General features: G+C 38.9%; 18 protein-coding genes. 10 read left to right on the top strand and 8 right to left on the bottom strand.

The window, feature by feature from the left end:
* The first annotated feature begins 2 nt into the window (after positions 1-2).
* Entirely contained in the window at positions 3-1166 is a 1164-nt protein-coding gene (locus ACF3OC_RS03245; protein ID WP_094280155.1) for a glycosyltransferase family 4 protein, read from the top strand.
* Between the two features lie 18 nt (positions 1167-1184).
* Positions 1185-1499, top strand: coding sequence for an iron-sulfur cluster assembly protein (locus ACF3OC_RS03240; RefSeq protein WP_392471595.1), 315 nt, complete (start codon positions 1185-1187; stop codon positions 1497-1499).
* Between the two features lie 3 nt (positions 1500-1502).
* Here ACF3OC_RS03240 and uvrC read toward each other — a convergent pair whose 3' ends face one another.
* Together uvrC and ACF3OC_RS03230 are read right to left on the bottom strand one after the other, a co-directional pair.
* A complete protein-coding gene (uvrC, locus tag ACF3OC_RS03235) occupies positions 1503-3305 on the bottom strand; it encodes an excinuclease ABC subunit UvrC (RefSeq protein WP_094280156.1) in 1803 nt (600 codons plus the stop codon).
* A 67-nt stretch (positions 3306-3372) separates the two neighbouring features.
* A complete protein-coding gene (locus ACF3OC_RS03230) occupies positions 3373-5634 on the bottom strand; it encodes a penicillin-binding protein 1A (protein ID WP_392470883.1) in 2262 nt (753 codons plus the stop codon).
* 223 nt (positions 5635-5857) lie between these two features.
* Between ACF3OC_RS03230 and ACF3OC_RS03225 the strand changes: the two genes are divergently transcribed.
* The gene (locus tag ACF3OC_RS03225) at positions 5858-7075 is read left to right on the top strand and encodes a TCR/Tet family MFS transporter (RefSeq protein WP_094280158.1); all 1218 of its coding nucleotides are present in this window, start codon (positions 5858-5860) and stop codon (positions 7073-7075) included.
* On the opposite strand, the gene ispF is transcribed toward ACF3OC_RS03225, so the two are convergent.
* Positions 7069-7554 carry a 2-C-methyl-D-erythritol 2,4-cyclodiphosphate synthase gene (gene ispF / locus ACF3OC_RS03220; protein WP_094280159.1) on the bottom strand — a complete coding sequence of 162 codons (486 nt, stop codon included), beginning with the start codon at positions 7552-7554 and terminating at the stop codon, positions 7069-7071. The two genes, ACF3OC_RS03225 and ispF, sit on opposite strands and share 7 nt — an antisense overlap.
* Positions 7555-8156: 602 nt before the next feature.
* Positions 8157-8978 (bottom strand): glycogen/starch synthase, encoded by an 822-nt coding sequence (locus ACF3OC_RS03215; protein WP_094255369.1) that lies wholly within the window; start codon positions 8976-8978, stop codon positions 8157-8159.
* A 145-nt stretch (positions 8979-9123) separates the two neighbouring features.
* On the opposite strand from ACF3OC_RS03215, the gene panC reads away from it, so the two are divergent.
* The 7 genes from panC to ACF3OC_RS03180 all read left to right on the top strand — a co-directional run bounded on the left by panC (position 9124) and on the right by ACF3OC_RS03180 (position 17050).
* Positions 9124-9972 (top strand): pantoate--beta-alanine ligase, encoded by an 849-nt coding sequence (panC, locus tag ACF3OC_RS03210; protein WP_094280322.1) that lies wholly within the window; start codon positions 9124-9126, stop codon positions 9970-9972.
* Between the two features lie 44 nt (positions 9973-10016).
* Positions 10017-10364, top strand: a complete 348-nt coding sequence (panD, locus tag ACF3OC_RS03205; RefSeq protein ID WP_094255370.1) for an aspartate 1-decarboxylase — start codon at positions 10017-10019, stop codon at positions 10362-10364.
* A 594-nt stretch (positions 10365-10958) separates the two neighbouring features.
* Positions 10959-13301, top strand: a complete 2343-nt coding sequence (locus tag ACF3OC_RS03200) for a TonB-dependent receptor (protein WP_094280160.1) — start codon at positions 10959-10961, stop codon at positions 13299-13301.
* Positions 13301-13774, top strand: coding sequence for a thioredoxin family protein (locus ACF3OC_RS03195; protein WP_094255373.1), 474 nt, complete (start codon positions 13301-13303; stop codon positions 13772-13774). The genes ACF3OC_RS03200 and ACF3OC_RS03195 overlap by 1 nt, the downstream gene beginning before the upstream one ends.
* Positions 13775-13848: 74 nt before the next feature.
* A complete protein-coding gene (locus ACF3OC_RS03190) occupies positions 13849-14430 on the top strand; it encodes an FKBP-type peptidyl-prolyl cis-trans isomerase (protein WP_094255374.1) in 582 nt (193 codons plus the stop codon).
* A gap of 372 nt (positions 14431-14802) precedes the next feature.
* Positions 14803-16443, top strand: coding sequence for an NAD+ synthase (locus ACF3OC_RS03185; protein WP_094280161.1), 1641 nt, complete (start codon positions 14803-14805; stop codon positions 16441-16443).
* Between the two features lie 49 nt (positions 16444-16492).
* Positions 16493-17050: a DUF4136 domain-containing protein gene (locus ACF3OC_RS03180; protein WP_094280162.1), complete on the top strand. Its 558-nt coding sequence runs from the start codon at positions 16493-16495 to the stop codon at positions 17048-17050.
* Positions 17051-17151: 101 nt separating this feature from the next.
* Here the strand turns inward: ACF3OC_RS03180 and ACF3OC_RS03175 are convergent, their stop codons facing one another.
* From ACF3OC_RS03175 to ACF3OC_RS03160, 4 genes are all read right to left on the bottom strand, one after another.
* The gene (locus ACF3OC_RS03175) at positions 17152-17529 is read right to left on the bottom strand and encodes a DoxX family protein (protein ID WP_094255377.1); all 378 of its coding nucleotides are present in this window, start codon (positions 17527-17529) and stop codon (positions 17152-17154) included.
* 64 nt (positions 17530-17593) lie between these two features.
* Positions 17594-18634, bottom strand: a complete 1041-nt coding sequence (locus tag ACF3OC_RS03170) for a GntR family transcriptional regulator (protein ID WP_094255378.1) — start codon at positions 18632-18634, stop codon at positions 17594-17596.
* A gap of 42 nt (positions 18635-18676) precedes the next feature.
* Positions 18677-18991: an L-rhamnose mutarotase gene (locus tag ACF3OC_RS03165; RefSeq protein WP_094255379.1), complete on the bottom strand. Its 315-nt coding sequence runs from the start codon at positions 18989-18991 to the stop codon at positions 18677-18679.
* Complete coding sequence (locus tag ACF3OC_RS03160; protein WP_094280163.1) at positions 18988-21837, bottom strand: alpha-L-rhamnosidase; 2850 nt, start codon at positions 21835-21837, stop codon at positions 18988-18990. The genes ACF3OC_RS03165 and ACF3OC_RS03160 overlap by 4 nt, the downstream gene beginning before the upstream one ends.
* Between the last annotated feature and the right edge of the window lie 7 nt (positions 21838-21844).

Below are 21844 nucleotides of genomic sequence, written 5' to 3'. Positions count from 1 at the left end.
TTATGCGAATACTCATTATCCACAATCAATACCAACACATCGGCGGCGAGGATTTTGTCATGGGCCAAGAAATGGAGGCATTGAGAAAAAATCATGAGGTGGATCTCTATACGGTTCGCAATGTTAAAGGGCTAAAAGGCTACCTGCAATACCTGCTTTACCCAATCAATTGGCCAGAGGTCAAGAAAATCAAAGAACGTATCAACGAATTTAAACCTGATGTTATTCATATTCATAATATGCATTATGCCTTGGGGCCATTATTTATTCTTCATATTCAAAAAATGAAGATCCCTATGCTCATGACCTTGCATAATTTCAGGTTAATCTGTCCTTCTGCGACACTTTTTTATGATGGAAATATCTATTTAAACTCCATCAACTCAGATTTCCCTTGGGATGCTGTAAAAAAGAAAGTCCTTGAAAACTCCTACTTCAAAACCTTCTGGACAGCTTTTACCTATTGGATTCATCGAAAACGTGGAACATTCAATGCCATTAGTCGTTTTATTACCTTATCCGAATTCTCAAAGTCCATATTCGCCAAATCAAAATTGAATGTCCCTATGGACAAATTTGTGGTAAAACCCAACTTTGTGAAAGTTGCTGAAGTGACTAAAGAATATCCTTCTGATTACTTTGTCTATGTAGGCAGGCTATCCGAAGAAAAAGGAATAATACCACTCTTACATGCTTGGAAGGCAACTGATCATAAGATTAAGATTTTTGGCACTGGGCCTTTACAAAATGAAGTGGAATTGATTGTCAGCAATAGTCCAAACATGCAATATATGGGCTTTCAGGACAAACAAACCCTGAGCAATCAAATTGCTTCGGCCTCCGCGGTCATTGTCCCTTCGGTTTGCTATGAATCGATGCCTTTGGCGGTTTTGGAAGCTTATGCATTAGGAACTCCAGTGATTGCCAGTAGTATTGGTATTTTAACTGAAATGGTCGTACCTTTGTATACGGGTTTACTTTTCGACCCGCATAACCATATCAATATGGTACAAACATTGGCAGAGTGGAAGTCACTTCCCAAAGAGAAAATCCTTGAGATCAAGGCCAACTGCCAAAAAGAATATTTACAAAAATATAGCCAACCAATCGTTATGAACGAGCTTGAAAAAATCTATAACGAGGTACTGGCTGAATCAAAAAATTAAGATATGAACATTATTATCATGGATAGATTAGGCTTGGCTCCTCAAATTCAAGAGGCCTTAGCTACAATTTATGACCCAGAACTAAAACCCGCCAATATCTTGGACTTAGGACTGATTTATGAAATCATTACCAAGGAAAATAAACAAGCTAAGATTGTAATGACTTTAACCGCTCCGGCATGCCCAGTGGCGGGACAAATCATGGACGAGGTGCAAGAAAAAGTGGCTGCAATCGAAGGCATCGAAGAGGCAATCGTAGAACTTACCTTCGACCCACCGTGGAACAAAGATATGATGTCTGAAGAAGCTAAATTGGAATTAGGATTTATGTAATCCCTAATTCTTCTCCACAAAATATTCCTTAAGTGCTTGCATCTGTTTTAGATTAAGCACTTTTTTTAATTCCTCTTCTGAAGCTTCTCTAACTTTCTTGACCGACTTGAATGTTTTCAATAATTTCTCAACGGTTACTTTCCCAATCCCTGGAATATTGTCCAACTCGGAAACAAAGGTTTTCCTACTCCGTTGATTTCTATGGAAGGTAATACCAAATCGATGGGCCTCATCCCTTAAATGCTGGATAATCTTCAAAGTTTCGGATTTCTTGTCCAAATACAAGGGATATTGGTCTCCCGGATAATAGAGTTCCTCCAGACGCTTAGCAATACCGATCACGGTCACTTGCTTCTCAATCCCCAACAGCTTTAAACTCTTTAATGCAGCCCCTAATTGCCCCTTACCACCGTCAATAATGATTAACTGAGGCAAAGTCTGGTCTTCATCCAACAGCCTTCTATAGCGCCTAAAAACAGCTTCCTCCATCGTAGCAAAATCATTCGGACCCTCAACAGTCTTCACATTGAAATGGCGATAATCCTTCTTCGATGGCTTCGCATCCTTAAATACCACAACCGCCGATACTGGAAAATTCCCCTGAATATTCGAGTTATCAAAACATTCAATATGTTTAGGTAATTGTGGCAAGCGAAGGTCTTTCTGCATTTGCTTTAAAATCCTATCCGTTTTTACATCCGGATTTAATTTCTCATACTGCAACAAACGCTCTTTCTTAAAATAAGCAACGTTCTTTTGCGATAGCTCCAATAACTTTTTCTTATCTCCCAATTTGGGGATATGAAACTTGATATCTTCATTGCCTTCAATATCCAATTCAAATGGAACGATGATTTCCCGAGAATGACTCCGGAATCGAGCTCTTAATTGAGGAATGGCAATGGCCAATAATTCTTCATTCGTTTCATCCAAACGCTTTTTCAATTCAACGGTTTGCGTTTGAATTACAACCCCATTAACTACTTTCAAAAAGTTAACAAATGCATAATTATCCTCGGAAGCAATACTGAATACGTCAACATTAGTAATTGAAGAGCTAACCACCGTAGATTTACTCTGGTAGTTGGATAGCTTGTCCAACTTCACCTTGAGCTGATGAGCCGCTTCAAAGTCCATCTGTTGTACCGCATCATTCATCTGTTCTTTGATTCGGTTCGTCACCACAGCAATTTTCCCATTCAGGATATCTTTAATATCGGATAAATTCTGGTCATAATTCTCCTGCGACTGATAGCCTTCACATGGACCTAGACAGTTTCCAATTTGATATTCCAGGCAGACCTTAAACTTTCCTTTGGAAATATTTTCATCGGTAAGACTCAGGTTACAGGTTCTTAAAGGAAATAACTCCCGGATCATATCCAGAATAATATGCATCATTCCTACAGAGGCATATGGTCCGTAATAGCGGGAACCATCCTTAATATATTTTCTGGTCCAGAATATACGTGGGAAAGGTTCATTTTTGATCACGATCCAAGGATAGGTCTTGTCGTCTTTCAACATTACATTATACCGGGGTTGATGCTTTTTGATCAAGTTATTTTCCAATAACCAAGCATCAATCTCCGTATCCACAATGGTAAAAGCAATCCGCTGAATTTTTCTGACCAATACCCTGGTCTTGCTATTCAATTGGTTTTCATTGACAAAATAAGAGGACACCCTATTTTTCAGGTTCTTCGCCTTACCAACGTAGATCAGCGTATCGTCCTTATCAAAATACTGGTAAACCCCTGGTTTATGGGGTATCTTTGTTAATTCTTTCTTATAGTCAAATTCCATCGTAGCAAAAAAAACAGACCTTTATTTTCGAAGAATAAAGGTCTGGTCTAATTTATTAAAGAATCGGTTAAAAACCTAACCTATCATCATCTGTTATTTGGGTATCATTCTTTGAAGGATCATTTCCATAGAACTGTGAAAAATTCGAACAGTTCATTTCAAAACGTGTGATACCATCTGGAGGCTGAGGGAAATCCTCTTGTGAATAGCTCAGATCCTTGTCTTTATATACTTTGTTCATATATAAACCAAACACTGGCATCGCAGCTGCCGCACCTTGTCCATATTGCATACTACTAAAACTGATACCCCGATCTTCAGCACCTGTCCAAACCCCTGTTACCAATTCTGGTGTAATACCAATAAACCAAGCATCCGAGTTATCATTTGTCGTACCGGTTTTACCACCAATTGGGTTTTTCAAACCACCAAAGTTTGGATCCCATCTCAAACGAGAACCAGTACCACCATCAACAACACCTTTCAGCATATCAACCATTGCATAAGCAGTTTCACTGTTCAAGGCCTTCAATACTTTCGGTGCCTTTTCGTAAATCGGAGAACCGTTTTTATCCTCAATTCTCAAAATCATTGTCGGCTCTACCCAAGTCCCTTGGTTTACAAAGGCTGAATAAGCACCAACCATATCGAATAGAGACGCATCGTAAGAACCTAATGCAATCGAAAGATTGTTTGGAATATTTGAATTAACCCCCATACGCTTAGTCAAGTCCGCCACATTCGCAGCTCCAACCTCACTAATTAAATATGCCGAGGCAAAGTTTTGTGAATATTTAATGGCATTTTTCAAGGTGATAGGGTCTCCGCCTTGTGTCGTTCCACGTGGGGTCCAATCCCCATAAGTACGCATATGATTCGGTACAGAAACACATGGTCCATAACCATTATCAATCGCATAGGCATAAACAAATGGCTTCGCTGTGGATCCCACCTGACGAGTACCTAATTTTACTTGGTCATATTTGAAATGCTCAAAATCAACACCACCAACCCATGCACGAATATATCCTGTCTGTGGTTCCATGGAAACCATCGCATTACGCAAGAATAATTTCGTGTATTTGATCGAGTCCATTGGAGACATTACCGTATCTACAGCACCCTTCCAAGTAAATAAATTCATTGGAACCTTCTTCTCGAAATCCTTCTTGATCTGTTCTTCCGAAAGACCTTCAGCCTTCAATACTCGATAACGATCCGAACGCTTCATCCCGGTAACTAGTAAATTTGCATTTTTACCAGTAAAGGCATTTCTACGACGCCATTGTTTATCAAATTCATTCTGCAAACGACGCATCCACTCTTTCTGAGCTTCCTCTGCATACTGTTGCATTTTAAAATTAATCGGCGTATAAATTTTCAATCCATCACGATCCAAGTCATATGGAGTACCATCTGGCTTTGTAATCGCCAATCGCTGGAATTCTTTCTTGATTTCTTCTTTTAAGACCGCTCTAAAATATGGCGCCAACCCTTCTCCATAGTTTGAAATAGTTAATTTCAATCCTAAGGGTTGAGCTTTATATTTATCAAACTCCTCGTTTGTAATAAAATTCTGATCCCTCATGTTCTGAAGCACCAAATTACGTCTTGCAATCGCTCTTTCAGGGTAACGAACTGGAGAGTAATATCCTGGACCCTTTAACATCCCTACTAATAAAGCAGATTGATCTGGAGTAAGTTTATCCGGAGTTGAATTAAAGAATGTACGTGCAGCAGATTTAATCCCAAAAGTGTTATATGCCCCAAAATCAACCGTATTGAAATACATCATGACGATTTCTTCCTTGGTATAGTTTCTTTCCAAACGAACGGAGGTAATCCATTCTTGAAACTTCTGCATAATCCTTTTGATGGAATTTTTCTCTCTTTTCTCGGCAAATAAATTCAATGCCAATTGCTGAGTGATGGTACTACCACCTTGTTTATTACCTGCTAAGGTCAATAAAACGGTAGACATCGTACGAGAATAGTCAATACCAGAGTGTTCATAGAAACGCTTATCTTCCGTAGAAATTAAGGCATGAACCAAAGCTGGAGCTAACTCAGTGTATTTAACATTGGACCGGTTATGAACAAAATAGGTCCCTAAGACTCTATTATCATCGGTCAAAATTTCTGAAGCTAAATTACTTTTTGGATTTTCAAGATCCTTGAAGGTAGGCAACTTACCAAATATTCCTATTCTAACACTCAGGAGGAATAAACAGCCAAACAACACAATTCCCAACAACACTTTCCAAAAGACCCCCGTATATCGTTTTACATCCTCTTCTGTAAGTTTACTACTTTTTGATTCTCTCTTCATTTGTAAATTTAATGAAACAACGAACTTACCCTTACTACTTTAAGTCCATTTCCCTATAAACAGTAAGTGTGCCAAATCTCAATTGGCAACAACAAAAATACCATATTTTTCCTGATGTAAATAAAACTTACCAGGGATAGTTCTAAAAATTTTGGAACAAACCTATATTTTATCCCTTTAAAAACATTTCAAGGCATAAAATTAACTATCTTAGTTTTCGTATATGCCAAAAATAAAATCACAAGCAGGTTTACTTTTTATCTTTATCACCGTCGTTTTAGACTCCATCGGTCTGGGAATCATCATCCCGGTGATGCCTGCTTTGATTAAAGAATTGATCCATGGCGACCTAAGTCAAGCTTCTTCTTATGGGGGATGGCTGACCTTTTGTTACGCCTTTACCCAGTTCTTTTTTGCTGCCATACTAGGAAATCTAAGTGACCATTATGGTAGAAGGCCTGTTTTGCTTTGTTCTCTTTTTGGATTTACCATCAACTATTTACTGATCGGCTTTGCTCCCAGTATCTTCTGGCTCTTTGTAGGTCGTCTAGTGGCCGGAATCACTGGTGCTAGTCACACGGTAGCCGCCGCCTATATCGCCGATGTTTCCACCAAAGAAAAGAAAGCCCAAAACTTCGGACTCCTTGGTGCGGCATTTGGCCTAGGATTTATTATTGGTCCTGTTATCGGAGGTATTCTTGGCCATTACGGTCCTCGATATCCTTTTTTCGCCGCTGCAGGATTAACCTTCCTAAATTTTATTTACGGCTATTTCGTGGTCCCGGAATCCCTTCCAAAAGAACATCGCCGCAATTTCCGCTGGATAAATGCCAACCCCGTTGGAAGTTTCAGGCATATTAAAAAATATCCTGTCATCATGCCTTTGGTGATTTGTATTTTCCTTATCAATATCGCTGCTCATGCTGTCCAAAGTACCTGGTCTTATTTTACCATGGAGAAATTCCAATGGAATGAGCGTATGGTCGGCTACTCATTAGGTATCATCGGCGTCTTGCTAACCATCGTACAGGCCGGATTAATCCGTGTCATAATTCCAAAAGTCGGAATTCCCAAAAGTATAATATTCGGACTTTTCTTATACTGTGGTTCATTATTAGCATTTGGAATAGCAGGCTCAACCTGGGGATTATTTATTGCCAGTATCTTTTATGTTTTTGCCGGTATCGCCGGACCTGCCATGCAGAGTTCAATTTCCAACCATACCCCCGCCAACGAACAAGGTCAAATCCAAGGCGGATTGACCAGTATCATCAGTCTGACAGCCATTATTGGACCATTGCTAATGACCAGTCTATTCTCCTTTTTCACCAAAAAAAATGGCCCGATATATCTACCGAGCGCACCTTTTTATCTTGGAAGTCTATTAGCACTGATTGCCACAATTATTGCAATCAATTACTTTAGACGTTTTAATCAATAATTTGTTTTCTCCAACAAACAAACCGCATAAGCGACCACGCCTTCTTCACGACCAATAAAGCCCATTTGCTCATTCGTTGTAGCCTTAATAGAAACATCTTCAACAGAAATTCCTGCCGCTTCTGCAATATTCTTTTTCATCTGCGGAATATAAGGCTTAATCTTTGGCGCCTCCAAACATAGCATCCCATCGATATTCCCCAACTCAAAACCCTTCTCCTTAATCAATTTGATACAGTGTCTTAACAGATCCAGGCTATTCGCCCCTTTCCAACGGTCATCCGTATTTGGAAAATGATACCCGATATCCTCTAAATTTGCAGCCCCCAAAATCGCATCACAAATCGCATGCGCCAATACATCCGCATCAGAATGCCCAAAAGCACCCGCATGGTGGTCTAATGTTACCCCACCAACCACAAATGGATGTCCCGACTTCATCTGATGGACATCAAAACCAAATCCAACTTTAATCTTCATAATAGCGAAGATAGCAATAATATAGATATTAGATGGGAGATGTGAGATTTGAGACCTGCCTATTTTTAACCAGCCATGCATAGGGTTGTATCGCAGATGCTCTTTTAAGATTATCCAGCCATTTATGAACAAACCCCTTAGGGGTGACATATTTGTAGCAAGAAGCATATTCTAACCTACAGCCCCAGAGGGGCGGCATATTTGTAGGAACCCCAGAGGGGTTCAATATTAGTAACCCGAAGGTAGAAAACAAAGAGCCCTGCTCCAAAACTTCAATCGCTAAAGCGATTGAAGTTTTGGAGCAGGGCTTATTTCATTTTACATTCCTTTCTACTAACATTAAACTCCTCTGGAGTTTCTTGCACCGCTGACGAAGAACTAACCCCGTAGGGGTGACATATTTGTAGCAATTGGCATTTTCTAACGTACAGCCCCAGCGGGGCGGAATATTTGTTTTATTCACCTTGCCAAAAAAATAGATTCCTCATCTTCGATTCGGAATGACAATCTCATTACATTTGGGTTGTATCGCAGTTGCCCCAATAAAAAAGGGCAGAGATATAATCTCTGCCCTTTTTGGTCTCTTTAATTTTTTTTCAGTTTTACGCTGAAACTTCTTCGTTTACGAACTCATCATATAGGTCTGAGAAAGCTTCATAGTCTTCATCAGATGATGGTTCGAAGGTACGGATATTATTTTCTTGGATGTAAGAAAGGATTTCTGGATGAATCTCAGCATCAGCTTTCACGACAACATCAGTAAAGGAAAGAGCACCTTTGTAAATGTCAACGTAGCTACCTGAGCCATAATCTTTCAACTTGTCCGCATCGATATCTGCTTGTGCAGCCATTTCTGCATACTTCGTTCCTAAAGAATCATTTCCGAATTCCTCATTGTACAATGAGAAGAACACCTTGGAGTCTTTAAACGTCGGATCATCCTGATAAACTGTTTTCAAGTAAGCAGGTACCATCGCTGTAAACCAACCATGGCAGTGAACCACGTCTGGAGACCACCCTAATTTCTTAACGGTTTCCAAAGCGCCTTTACAGAAAAATAATGACCGCTCATTATTGTCTGCGAAGCCTTTTCCTTGCTCATCACGAAAAACTTTTTTCCGCTGAAAGTACTCTTCATTATCCAAGAAGTACACCTGCATCCTCGCCGCTGGCAATGATGCTACCTTAATAATTAGCGGATTATCATTATTGTCCACCACAATATTCATTCCCGACAACCTTATCACTTCATGAAGACGATTTCTGCGCTCATTAATATTACCAAAACGCGGCATCAAGATCCGGATTTCGAACCCTTTTTCTTGCATAGCATGTGGTAACTGGCGTGTTATTTCAGAAATTTTACTTAATTCAAGGAAAGGCGACATTTCATGGGTTATAAACAAGATTTTCGTTTTTGCCATCTCCAACTGTTTTTTATATTATTGAATAGTAAAATCGGTCTACAAAGATACAATTAATTTATCAATTTTACAATTGATTAAAAATCATCATTTTATAATTTAAAGATTATTCCCCATTTTTGCAGCTTATTTTTAATTTTTGACCGTGAAAATTTTTCGCACTAAACAGGAACTCCAACAAGAATTGAGTGGAATCCGACAAGAAAATAAAGTCATCGCCCTGGTTCCAACCATGGGCGCTTTGCACCAAGGACACCTCTCCTTAATAAACTTTGCAAAACCCCTTACCGATATTACCGTTTGTAGCATTTTCGTTAATCCAACGCAATTTAACGACCCCAAAGACCTGGAAAAATATCCCCGTCCCATCGAAAATGATATCGCTCTGCTCGAATCCGTGGACTGTGATATCCTATTCATGCCTTCAGTCGAAGAAATGTACCCCGAAAATGACCCAGAATGGCATATTGACCTCGGAAATCTAGATCAAATCTGGGAAGGTGAACACCGCCCTGGACACTTCCAAGGTGTTACACAAATCGTTTATAAGCTATTTGATTTGGTTAAACCTAACAAAGCTTGCTTCGGTCAAAAGGACTTTCAACAAGTTATGGTCATCCAAAAAATGATTGAAATCAAAAAGTTGGATATCGAACTGCTGATCTGCCCCATTGTTAGAAGCGAAAAAGGACTGGCACTTAGCTCCAGAAATGCACGTTTATCCGAAGAAGGCAAGGAAAATGCATTAACTATTATTCAATCCCTACGCTATATCAAGGATAATTTTGGAAATCAATCCGTTTCCGAATTGTTGGACAAGGCAAAAGGAATCATTGCTGCAAACCCTGCTCTGGAGTTGGAATATTTAAGCATTTGTGAAACGACGACCTTAGCTCCGGCTCAGGAAATCGAAACTGGAAAGGAATATGTTGCCCTGATCGTTGCCTGGGTAGAAAATGTCCGCCTGATCGACAATATATTACTTTCTCATTAGAATAATTTTTAAGCCGATTTATATTAAAAGACTAACTTTGTATCATGATGATAGAAGTAATGAAATCAAAAATTCATAGAGCCCGCGTTACGCAGGCTGAATTGAATTATGTGGGAAGTATAACCATTGACCAAGATTTAATGGATGCTGCCGATATTATTGCCAACGAAAAAGTTCAAATCGTAAACAATAATAATGGCGCAAGACTTGAGACTTATGTTATCCCTGGAGAGCGTGGAACCGGAACTATCTGTTTAAATGGTGCCGCAGCTCGCTTAGTGCAAGTGGGAGATATCGTCATTATTATTTCTTATGCACTTATGGAACGTGAAGAGGCTAGAAACCATAAACCTCTCCTAGTATTCCCTGACGAGCATAATAAAATTGTTTAAACAGAAATAAAAGCATTTTTTATGCTAATTTTAGCATACTTTTGACTTGTGCATGCATAGACTAACCTCATACCGCCAATTTGTTGCCAGCTTCCTTCTCGTATGGATGTGTGGTATCATTACTAGTGGTGTAGTCTTCATGCACAAAGAGGTCACTTCGACCGGTGAAATTGTCACTCACATCCACCCTTATAATCTAGGCGAAAAAAAACACCATCATCACCATTCCGATGCTGAAATTCGTTTCCTAGATATCGTATTCCAGGGAAGTTATCTGAACTGGTCTCCTTATGTATTTGAAGCCCCTATTCTTCCAGAATTCAACGTTATAGAATTTGGAATTAGGACCTTTAATATTATTCTCCAAGTCCATAACATCTGCGCTGGACGTGGCCCTCCCTCTATTTTAGCTTAATCATTTTTTCGTGGATTGACAATGATGCTTTCCTCTAACCCTTATTTATGGTCAGAGGTCTTCAGCATATCGTCAATGTTAATTTATTTTTTGTAGGACAATTATGCTCCTACTCATTGCTGGGTTCCCATACCATCTGGGTATTGAAATTCAGCTAAAACAGAACAGCTAAAATATATATGAAATTACTTTTACTCAGGAATTTCCTGATCTTAATATGCCTAGGCCTAGGTAATCAGGCTTTATTTGCCCAAATTTCAGGTCGTATCATAAACGATAAACAAGATGGAATCCCCAATGCAACGGTACAGTTGGAAGGAACCAAAGTTGGAACCGCAACAGACAGTTTGGGGTATTTTGAATTAGACTTACACGGAAATCAAAATAAAAACCTAACGGTAAGAGCCGTAGGTTATCAAACAACAAAAAAACAAATCAGTTCCAGCTCCCAAACAGGAATCACTATTACCCTGCATGAAGATAATTTGAATCTGAATGAAGTCGTAGTTAGTGCTTCTCGATATGGAATGGAAAGAAAAAAGGCACCGGTTATCGTGAATGTTTTGAGTCCAAAACTATTTACAGCAACCCAGTCGGTAGCCATGTCTGAAACATTAAACTATCAACCGGGAGTACGGGTTGAAAACAATTGCCAAAACTGTGGCTTCACGCAAGTCCGCTTGAACGGTATGGAGGGAGCCTACTCTCAGATTCTAATCAATAGCCGTTCAGTGTTCTCGGCATTGAACTCAGTTTATGGACTGGATCAGATTCCAACCTCCATGATTGATAGAATTGAAGTGGTACGTTCTGGTGGATCGGCTTTGTTTGGCGCAAATGCCATTGCTGGAACCATAAACATCATTACCAAGGATCCAGTTGAGAATGATTGGCAAATCAAATCTACCAACTCCATCATTGGTGGTTCAGCTTGGGACAACACCATTGACTTCAATACCTCCTATGTCGATAATGATTTGAAGGCTGGAGCAACTTTTTATGGAATGCACCGTAACCGTGAAGCCTATGATGCGAATGGCGATGGATTTTCTGAAATGACCAAGTTGAAAAACATCACTTTTGGAACAAAGGCATTTTTTAAACCTTCGGAATTCAATAAAATCACTTTGGATCTAAGTGCCTTAAATGAATTCCGCCGAGGTGGTGACCATTTGGATAAAGCACCTCACTTTACCGATGTAACAGAACAATTAAGAACGAACACCTTTATTGGAGGTTTGACTTATGACCATTATTCAAAGGATTATAAACATAAATTATCGCTTTATGGTTCTGGACAGGTTACGGACAGAGAAAGCTTTTATGGTGGTTTAGGTGGTGGAAGAACTGCACAAGACAGCATCCTTGCTTCCAATGCCTATGGCGATACAGACGATTTTGCAATGGTCGTTGGCGCTCAGTACACCTATAACTTTGAAAAAGATGTGATCACTGCTGGAGTGGAATACAATAACAACAGTACTAAGGACAATATTCCGGGCTACGACCGATTGATTGATCAGAAAACGCATGGTCTGGGTTCATATGCACAGTATGAATGGAATATTTTAGAGAATCTAAAAACGTTGATTGGTGCACGCTATGATTATACCTATGTTGATGGAAGCTATAAATTAGCAGGATACGACCGTAACTCAGCTCAAAATTTTGGAACATTTAGTCCAAGATTAACCCTTTTATATGATATCACGGATTATCTTCAATTCCGCGGTGGATTTGCGCGCGGATTTAGAGCTCCACAGGCTTTCAATGAAGATATGCACGTTACTTCCATTGGCGGTCAACAAGTATTTGTATTAATAGGCGAAAACCTGGAAACTGAATATTCGAACGCCTACACGGGATCCTTGAATTTCACCAAGAATTTCGGCGCTGTTCAAACCAGCTTATTGGTTGAAGGATTCTATACAGATTTACAAAACCCATTCACCAATATCATGACCTCTGAGGATGAAAACTTAATCATTCAGGAAATGAGAAATGGTACAGGAGCTAAAGTGTATGGCTCAAACCTGGAATTGAACATTGCTCCGTCTTCAAAGTATAGCTTTCAAATGGGTGGAACCATTCAACGTTCTGAGTATGCAGATGATCAGTTATTGTATGAAGGAAAGACTCCTGCTGAGAATGTAAGCAGCAAGAAATTCGTTCGCACACCAAATGTTTACGGTTACTTCAATGCAAACTGGAAGCCTTTCGAACCATTCAATGTTGATATTACTGGTGTATATACCGGCAGCATGCTTGTTCCCCATGTCTTGGAAGGCGAAGAAATGGTTCTTAAGAATTCACCGGACTTTGTTGAAGCCAACTTCAGATTAGGCTATACCTTCTCTTTAAAGAAAGACTTCAGCATTGAACTATTCGGTGGAATGCAGAACATATTCAATGCATTTCAAAAAGACTTTGATAAGGGAGCACTACGTGATTCCAACTATATTTATGGACCATCAAGACCAAGAACAATAACATTTGGTATTAAAGTAGGACATTTTCACTAATGAGGTTGTTACAAATATTCATTTTCACCTACCTGATGATGACAGGTTCGCTTAAGGCCCAAGAGCCTGGCGAATCTGTCGTTAATTGGATTAGTTTTGAACAATTGAGTGACTCCTTAAATCAGAACCCTAAACCAGTGTTAATATTCTTGCATACCGATTGGTGTGCTTATTGCAAGAAAATGTTGAATGAAACATTTCAGGATCCAAAAGTCATTGAAAAACTCAATAAAGAATATTATGCTGTAGAATTTGATGCAGAGTCGGTCGATACGGTGAATTTTGATGGCGAAACTTATGCAAGTGAGCATAAAATAAAAAAAACTGGAAAATTTCATCCTATTGCACAAATATTAATCGGCGAAAAGAACAAGGCTATTTTCCCTATGACAATGCTGTTAAACGCAGATTTTTCCGTCAAATCGAAAAAAATTAATTATCTAAGTATTAAGCAAATATTAAATATTTTATAATTTTATATCGGTAGCTGTAGCAAAATAAAATTTAGACTCGTTTACCGTTACGTAATTAAGATACTTAAACAAATATGAAAAACTTAAAATTATTCGTTATTGCTCTTTTAGCTGTGGTTTCTGTTTCTTCTTGTATGAAAACAGATGAATATGATGGTCCGACTCAAGAAGAAGAAAATGCACGAATTGATTCTACATTAAAAAAGCAAGCGCCAATTCTTGAAGAATATGCAAAACAAAAATTTGGTGCAAATGCAAAGAAAGACAGTGCTACAGGTATTTGGTATGAAGTATTACCTTCAACAGTAGACAGTACTTATGAATATGTAGCAACAGCAAACTCTTGGGTTCCTGTGATTGCTAACATCAAATACAAAGGTGAATTAATGGATGGTAAAGTTTTTGATGAAAAAACTACACCTACTCAAATGGCAATTAATAATGTAATTCCAGCTTGGTTGTACATTTTTTATCCACAAAACAAATCTAAAAATTCATTCTCAGGTATTTTACCACACGGATTGTTAAAAGGCAATAAAATCAGATTTATTGCTCCATCTCCTTACTGTTATGACAATAAAACAAAAGGAGAGATTCCTGCTGACTCACCATTGGTGTTCAACATTGAGGTAACTGAATTGAAAAGTCAGTACTAGTACAAAAAATCAAATAATATTTACAAAAAAGGCAATCGAAAGATTGCCTTTTTTTTGTACCCTCTACTCCTATTTAAACTCGTAAATAATACAGCCATAATTCATAACATTACCGGATCACAGCCGGACCTTCTCCGGACCTTCTCCGGACAATAGCCGCAAAAATTCGAACAAGGTCCGATGGAACTCCGACCCAAGTCCGCCAAAAATCCGATAGAAATAAAAATTTGACCTGAGTTATCCTTGGTCATTCTCCGATATTAATCCATTCCTAAAAATCCATTATCCCTGCCCTTTTTCACACGCATTTGACCATTCAGATTTAGGTTAAAACTAAATTTAATTGCTATTTTTACAATAAATTCAGGATTTATGAAGATTGCTTTATCACAGCTTAACTACCATATTGGAAATTTTGAAAAGAACAATCAGAAAATTATTGATACCATTCAAAAAGCCAAAACCGCGGGTGCCGAACTTATTGTATTTGCTGAATTAGCCATTTCTGGTTATCCAGCAAAGGACTTACTTCGCAACTCCGCATTCTTAAAACAATGCTATCAAAGTATTGAGTCCATCGCCCAACATTGTCAAGGTATTGCTTGTATAATTGGAGCGCCTGTACCCAATCAAGATGGCGAAGGTAAGCTCTTATACAACGCGGCTCTCTTGATCGAAGATGGCGAAGTCAAAAACATCTGCAAAAAGAGTTTATTACCAGATTATGATGTCTTTGATGAGTATCGTTATTTCGAGCCTAATCCGCATGTCAGTTGCATAAATTTCAAAGGGAAAACTATTGCCTTAACCATCTGTGAAGACCTGTGGGATGATGATGGACCAAATTCTTATGTAGGTGATATTATGTTGGAATTGGCGAAAGAAAATCCAGACTTGATTATCAATATTGCTGCCTCTCCATTTTCATATACGCATTTTGACAGCAGAAAGAACGTCCTCATGCGGAATGTCATCAAGGGAAGTGCGCCATTGATTTATGTGAATCAAATCGGTGCGCAAACTGATATTATCTTTGATGGTCGCTCTTTGGCATTAAATAAAAAAGCAGAGGTCATCCTTGAATTAAAAGCATTTGAAGAAGATCTTCAATATGTAGAATTACAGAATAATGATCTCAGCAGTAGCTCAACTTATCAGCCGGTTAAAACTTCGGAAATATCCTTGATCCATGATGCTCTCATCTTAGGATTAAAAGATTATTTCCAGAAATCTGGTTTTAAAACTGCTGTGCTAGGACTTTCCGGAGGATTGGATTCTGCCTTGGTTGCTGCCTTGGCATGTGAAGCCTTAGGATCGGAAAATGTTCTTTCTGTATTAATGCCTTCCATTTATTCAACGGACCATTCCTTGAAAGATGCCTTGGATTTGGTGGAAAACACAGGCTGCCAACATAAAATAATTCCGATTAAAGATATTGCTTCAGCATTTGAGGAGACTTTGGAAGAGACTTTTGCAGGGAAGGAAAAAGATACCACAGAGGAAAATATTCAGGCTAGAACTCGGGGAACCTTGTTAATGGCCATTTCAAATAAATTCGGCAATATTTTACTGAACACTTCAAACAAGAGTGAGGCGGCTGTAGGCTATGGAACCTTATATGGAGATATGGCGGGTTCAATAAGTGTTATCGGAGATGTATATAAAACTCAGGCTTATGAATTGGCGAAGTACATCAATCGGGAACGCGAGATAATTCCAATCAATACGATAGTAAAACCACCTTCTGCAGAATTAAGACCAGATCAAAAGGATTCTGATTCATTGCCGGATTATGATATCCTGGATTCTATTTTATTTCAGCTGATTGAGATGGAGAAATCAAGGGAAGATGTCATCAATTTAGGCTTCGATGAAGCCTTAGTAAATCGGGTAAATAAGCTACTTTGCAATGCGGAGTTCAAGAGGTTTCAAGCGCCTCCTATTCTGCGGGTTAGCCCGAAAGCATTTGGTCCAGGAAGGTCAATGCCATTGGTGGCAAAATATTCATTTTGAGATTAAACTTTATAAGGCTAATTACGTCTAATACAATAAATTGAGATTTATGAAAAAGTTTTGGTCAGTTATGCTACTAGGGGTTGTCTTAGTTCTAGGCGCCTGTAGCTCGTATAAATATAATACTACGAGAGTTCAAACCTTGGACTTCTCGCAATATAAAACCTATGGGTGGTTACCACCGGTTGATTCTTTGTCAAAAAACTATTTTACGAATGATATTGCAAGGAACAATATTCTTTCCAGTGCCAATCGGGAATTAGAAGCAAGAGGAATGCGTTATAGCAAGGAGAATCCGGACATTTTATTCCGTTACATCACTATTGTGAACAACAAGAGTAGAATGGTTTATGGTAACGCTGGTTGGGGCTGGGGAGGTCCTTGGGGTTATAGTCCTTGGTGGGGCTATGGCTGGGGCGGAACATCTTACCCTGTGGGTAAAGAGAAAGTTCGTTACTCCCACTTGATTATTGAAGCCGTAGACCGAAAATCAAATTCGGTGGTTTGGCAAGCTAGAGGGTCTGGCGAAATCAATACCCCAGAAAAGTCAATCAACAATCTTCCCAAGGTAGTCGAAGGAATTTTTAAAGAGTACCCTGTTAAATAAAAACAATAGATGCGAGCAATGCTCGCATTTATTGTTTTTAGATATGAGATGTGGGATGTGAGAATTGAGATAGTAGAAAGACTGAACAGTTGAATCTATTATTAAGCCTGGTTTATCATAGGGAGATATTTTCTACGGTTATCGACGATGATCCAGATATCAATCAGGCCAAGGACAGCTGCCATAGGTGTTCCTGCAGGATCTAATGTTAAATGATGCAGGACGACACCAATCAGGATTGGGAGTAATACGATAGCTCCTAAGGCTCTCGTTTTAGGAATAGCAACCAAGAACCCTCCTATTATTTCCATGGTTCCTACCAGAGGAATTAACCATTTTAATTTCACCAAAGCTTCTGTAATGGATAATTGGGCTTCAGTCAATTCGGGTGGAGGAATGATATTAACAAATTTTGCCGTTCCGAAGAAGATAAATGCTAAACCAAATAAGGTGAAGATAATGGACTTGAAGATTTTCATTTTGTGAATTTTTGCTTGGTTATGAACAGTTAACCTAGGCAAAATGTTTTAAGGAAAAACTACCTTAGATGGAAGGTCTTTGTTTTAGGTAAAAAGGCACTTCCATATGTTCCTTAGATCTATTTTTGATAAGTTCAGCCGCCATTTTACCCATCATCTGGAAGTCGGTAGAAATCGTGGTAATCCCATTCAGAATAAACTTTTTCAATGGGGTTTCATTGTAGGATATGACTCCCACATCCTGACCGATTTTAAGGTTCTTCTTAATGATCTTATCCAATAACTTCACCAGGTCGTCCTCGGCTATATTGATATAACAGCTTCCCAACTCAATTTTTTCTTTGTCCAGCTCGCTGACCAATGAATGATTGAAGGCATACTGTTGAGCAAACTTATAAAAACCTTTGATGATGGCTTTCGGATAATCACTATTATCTGGGAAGATCAGGTTCAGGGTATGGTATTTACTTAAAGAAGGTAATGCTTCTTCCAAAGCACCATAAATGTCTTTTTCGTAATTTTCATATACCGCAGCAAAATCACCCTGAATATCATCAATATACTTTCCCAACAAAACAAGTTTCTCTCGAGGAATCAACTTGTTAATAATCTCCGGGGCTTGGTCCCTACCCTCCTTAAAGTGCGGAAAAAGAACATAATAATCATAAGTCTTGGTTAGACCACCCAATAAGGTCCTCAGGTAAGTGATATCGGAGTTATAAACAAATAAATCGAGGGCTGCATCATCTTCTAATTCCCTGGCAAAGGAATCATAGACGATCTTTTTATGGGCACTAAGTTTATTGAGAAGAATTGCGATTTTCTGTCTTTGTTTGACATCCGCAGTGGCAATATAATACCCTTTTCCAGGAATAGAAGCTATTACTTCCGCATTTTTAAGGAATTTATAGGCTTTTTCTACGGTATCTCTGGATATATCGACGTAAACAGAAAGCTCATTGATTGAAGGCAACATGTCGTCCTTTTCCAGTGTTCCAATTTTTACCGCATCGATAATGGCACTTGCCAATTGTTTATATTTTGGAGTTGCTGAAAAGTCACTAATCTGAATAGTTTTCAAGAAATCAGTTACCTTGGAAGTCATAAGTTCTAAAGTATTTCAATATAGGTTTACAAAGTATAAAACCTAAGGTAAGTAAAATACTTCTTTTAAGATAGAAGTTTTTGGGGAATAATCGGGATTCGTTTCCATGAGGTCTTTCATATATTCCCACCATTCTTTCATGATTGGATTTTCCTTTAATTTATCCTCATCAAAATCAGCCCTTAACTTTTGAACTGCAAATAGGTCCAATGTATCAGGATCCAAATAAATGGCATAATCTGAAACTCCACTTTCCTTTAGCAAATCGGCTAGTTTTGGCCATATTTCCTGATGTCTGCGCAGATATTCCGCCTCATTCCCGGCATTGAGTTTCATTTTAAAAGCGACTTGTTTCATATTTTAGTTTTGATTTCGTACTTCCCGGAACCTAGTTCAATCATGATCTGGCCATTTAATTTCTTGACAGATAAGACCAAATTATTCCGATCAACGGGTTCCCCATTGACAATGATATTTTGGGTATTCTCAGAATTTATGATACAAACTGCTTTCACATTTATCGGAATTTCAATCTCCTGCACAATTTCCTTATCGGATTTTGCCCAAGCACTTTTGATATTTCCCGACATGGAACGGAAAGATCCGGAAGCTGATTTCATTCCAAAATCACCAATCTCAGGTTGTATATATACTTCCTGATAGCCATTTTCCTTGGCACGAATTCCTAGCAAATGCTCAAACATCCATTCATTGACCGAGCCGAATGCATAATGTGAAAAGGAATTCATCGCGGCATTGTGTACAAAGCCCTTGTCCTTAGTGAAACTATCCCAACGCTCCCAAATGGAAGTTGCGCCATTGACAACCTCATATCCCAAGGAAGGATATTCGGTACTTTGCAAAAGCTCATAAGCCATATCCGAAGAACCAGAAGCTGTTAAGGCAGGCAATAAAGGTTTAAATCCTAAAAATCCAGTACTTAATTTATTGCCATTTGCTTCCAGTAAGTCCCGTAAATACTTCCCAGCTAAATTTGCATCTTCCTCATCTAAAATCCCAGAGTATAAGGCATTCGCATATGCTGTTTGGGTATGACCCGAAAATCCATTCTGCCCTTCAACATATCCTTCGCCATTTCCATAAAATGCAGCATTGGTTTTCAACTTGCCATCTTGGTCCATATAGTGTTTTTTGAATCCAAGTTTTACTGCATGAGATTCTTTTTCATAATCATGAGCCAGTCGCATATTCCCAATAGCTCGGCACATCTGCGCCATTAATTTATTGCAATAGAAATAATAAGTCGTGGCCAATAGGTCAGGGCTAGTTTTTTCACCTACCGATAACCAATCGCCAAAACCTCCTTTAGGATTGACATCTTCAAAGGAGCCTTCGAGCAATACATTGCCTTTGGTTCTAGCCTTGAGAAATGCCATAAACTTATTCATATAGGGAAGTGACTTCCGAACGATACGTAAATCATTGTAGGCTTTGAAATATTCATAGGTACAGATTATTCCTGCTTCAGACCATCCCGGAGAGAAGGCGTCCGATGCCCGAATGGCTGCTTCGCCCTGATTATTCACTGGCATAGGAGCATAAATCGGGAATGCGCCATTGGACCATTGGGCATCATTTAAATCTTGAATCCATTTTTTATGAAATGGTGCAACATCGGCATTGAAAATTGCTGAGCGCATATAAATTTGCGCGTCCCCAGTCCAGCCCAAGCGTTCATCACGTTGAGGACAATCCGTAGGAATATCCAAATAGTTCGCTTTCTGCGTCCACAGGATATTGCTATATAGTTGATTCAACATGCTATTATCAGAATGAAATTGCCCTACCTGATCCAGATCAGAACTTAATACCAAACCTGTTAAGAAGTCCTTATTAGGTTCTTCCTTTAGACCAGAAACTTCTACAAATTGAAATCCATGAAAAGTGAAACTTGGACTCCATTCTTCATTCTTTGAACCATTTAAGATATAGGTATCTGTAGCCCTAGCTTTTCTTAAATTATCCGTCATCAATTTCCCATCAGGAAATAGCATTTCACCATATCTAAACTGCAAGGAATCTCCTTTTGACCCACTAATTTTTAGACGAATATTACCGGCGAAGTTTTGTCCGAAATCAATGATGTACTTGCCTTCGGCAATCTTTTTAACAGACTTGGCTGGTAATTCTTGAAGAATACGAACAGGGTTACTTGGATAGAGTTCAATCAGCTGACCTTTTCTGTCAGGAAATTCCTGGATATTTGCCCATGAGGAAGCATCAAAGCCTACCTTATTCCATCCAATAGGTTCCTTGGTAGCATTATGTTTCTCACCTTCTAAAAAATCAGATTCTAAAATTGCACCTGTACCAGTTTTCCAGCTGGAATCAGTAATAACCTCTTCCTTCGTACCATCCTCATAAAGTATATCGATTTGGGCTTTTAATAATGGGAATTTGCCATAGAACTGATGGACTTGGGGTGAGCCTACCAATAAGGCGTAGCCTAAATAGCCTGCATACCAACCACTGGAAAGTATGGCGCCAAAAGTATTCTCTCCTGAGTTTAAATATTCACTAACATCGTAAACATTATAATAAACTCGTTTATTATAATCCGTCCATCCAGAGGCAAAGAAGTCTTCACCAACTTTATTTCCATTGATATAAAAATTGTGTAAGCCCAAAGAACTGATATATAAACGAGCTGATTTTACTTTCTTTTTCAGATTAGCTTGTTTCCGAATATAGGGCGATGGAGGTAGATGATATTCTCCGGGTTTTGCCAAGTGATTCAAATCTATACCCACCCATTTAGCTTTCCAATCGTCAGGATTAGGTTTCGCCAATTCCCAATATTGGATTTCTGACCAATCTCCCGCTCTATCCTTCTCATCCCAGGCCCTAACTTTCCAAAAAACACGTTGTCCAGACTTCAACAACTTACCTGAATATTCAATTTGATTAGTTTGATTGCTGGTTACTTTTTTGCTATCCCACAAGTCACCCTGATTCTTCTTCAATAAGGCTTCCGTGCTGGCTACCAGCACTTGGTAGGCCATCTGAGACTTATTGAATCCCTTGCCTTGCAATTCCCAACTTAACCGTGGCTTGCTTTCTTCCACGAAAGGATTAACCTTATACTCCGTGCGCAAGTAGGTAGGTTGAATATTGGCCCAAGCAAAATTCAATTGTAAGAGCAGAAATAGGGAAATAGAGTAGAATAGCTGATATAATTTCATGGTCGGA

The sequence above is a fragment of the Sphingobacterium cellulitidis genome, assembly GCF_043187465.1.
Taxonomy (GTDB): Bacteria; Bacteroidota; Bacteroidia; order Sphingobacteriales; family Sphingobacteriaceae; genus Sphingobacterium; species Sphingobacterium cellulitidis.
The sequence above is the reverse complement of the archived record's forward strand: the minus strand, read 5'-3'. Positions and strand labels throughout refer to the sequence as shown.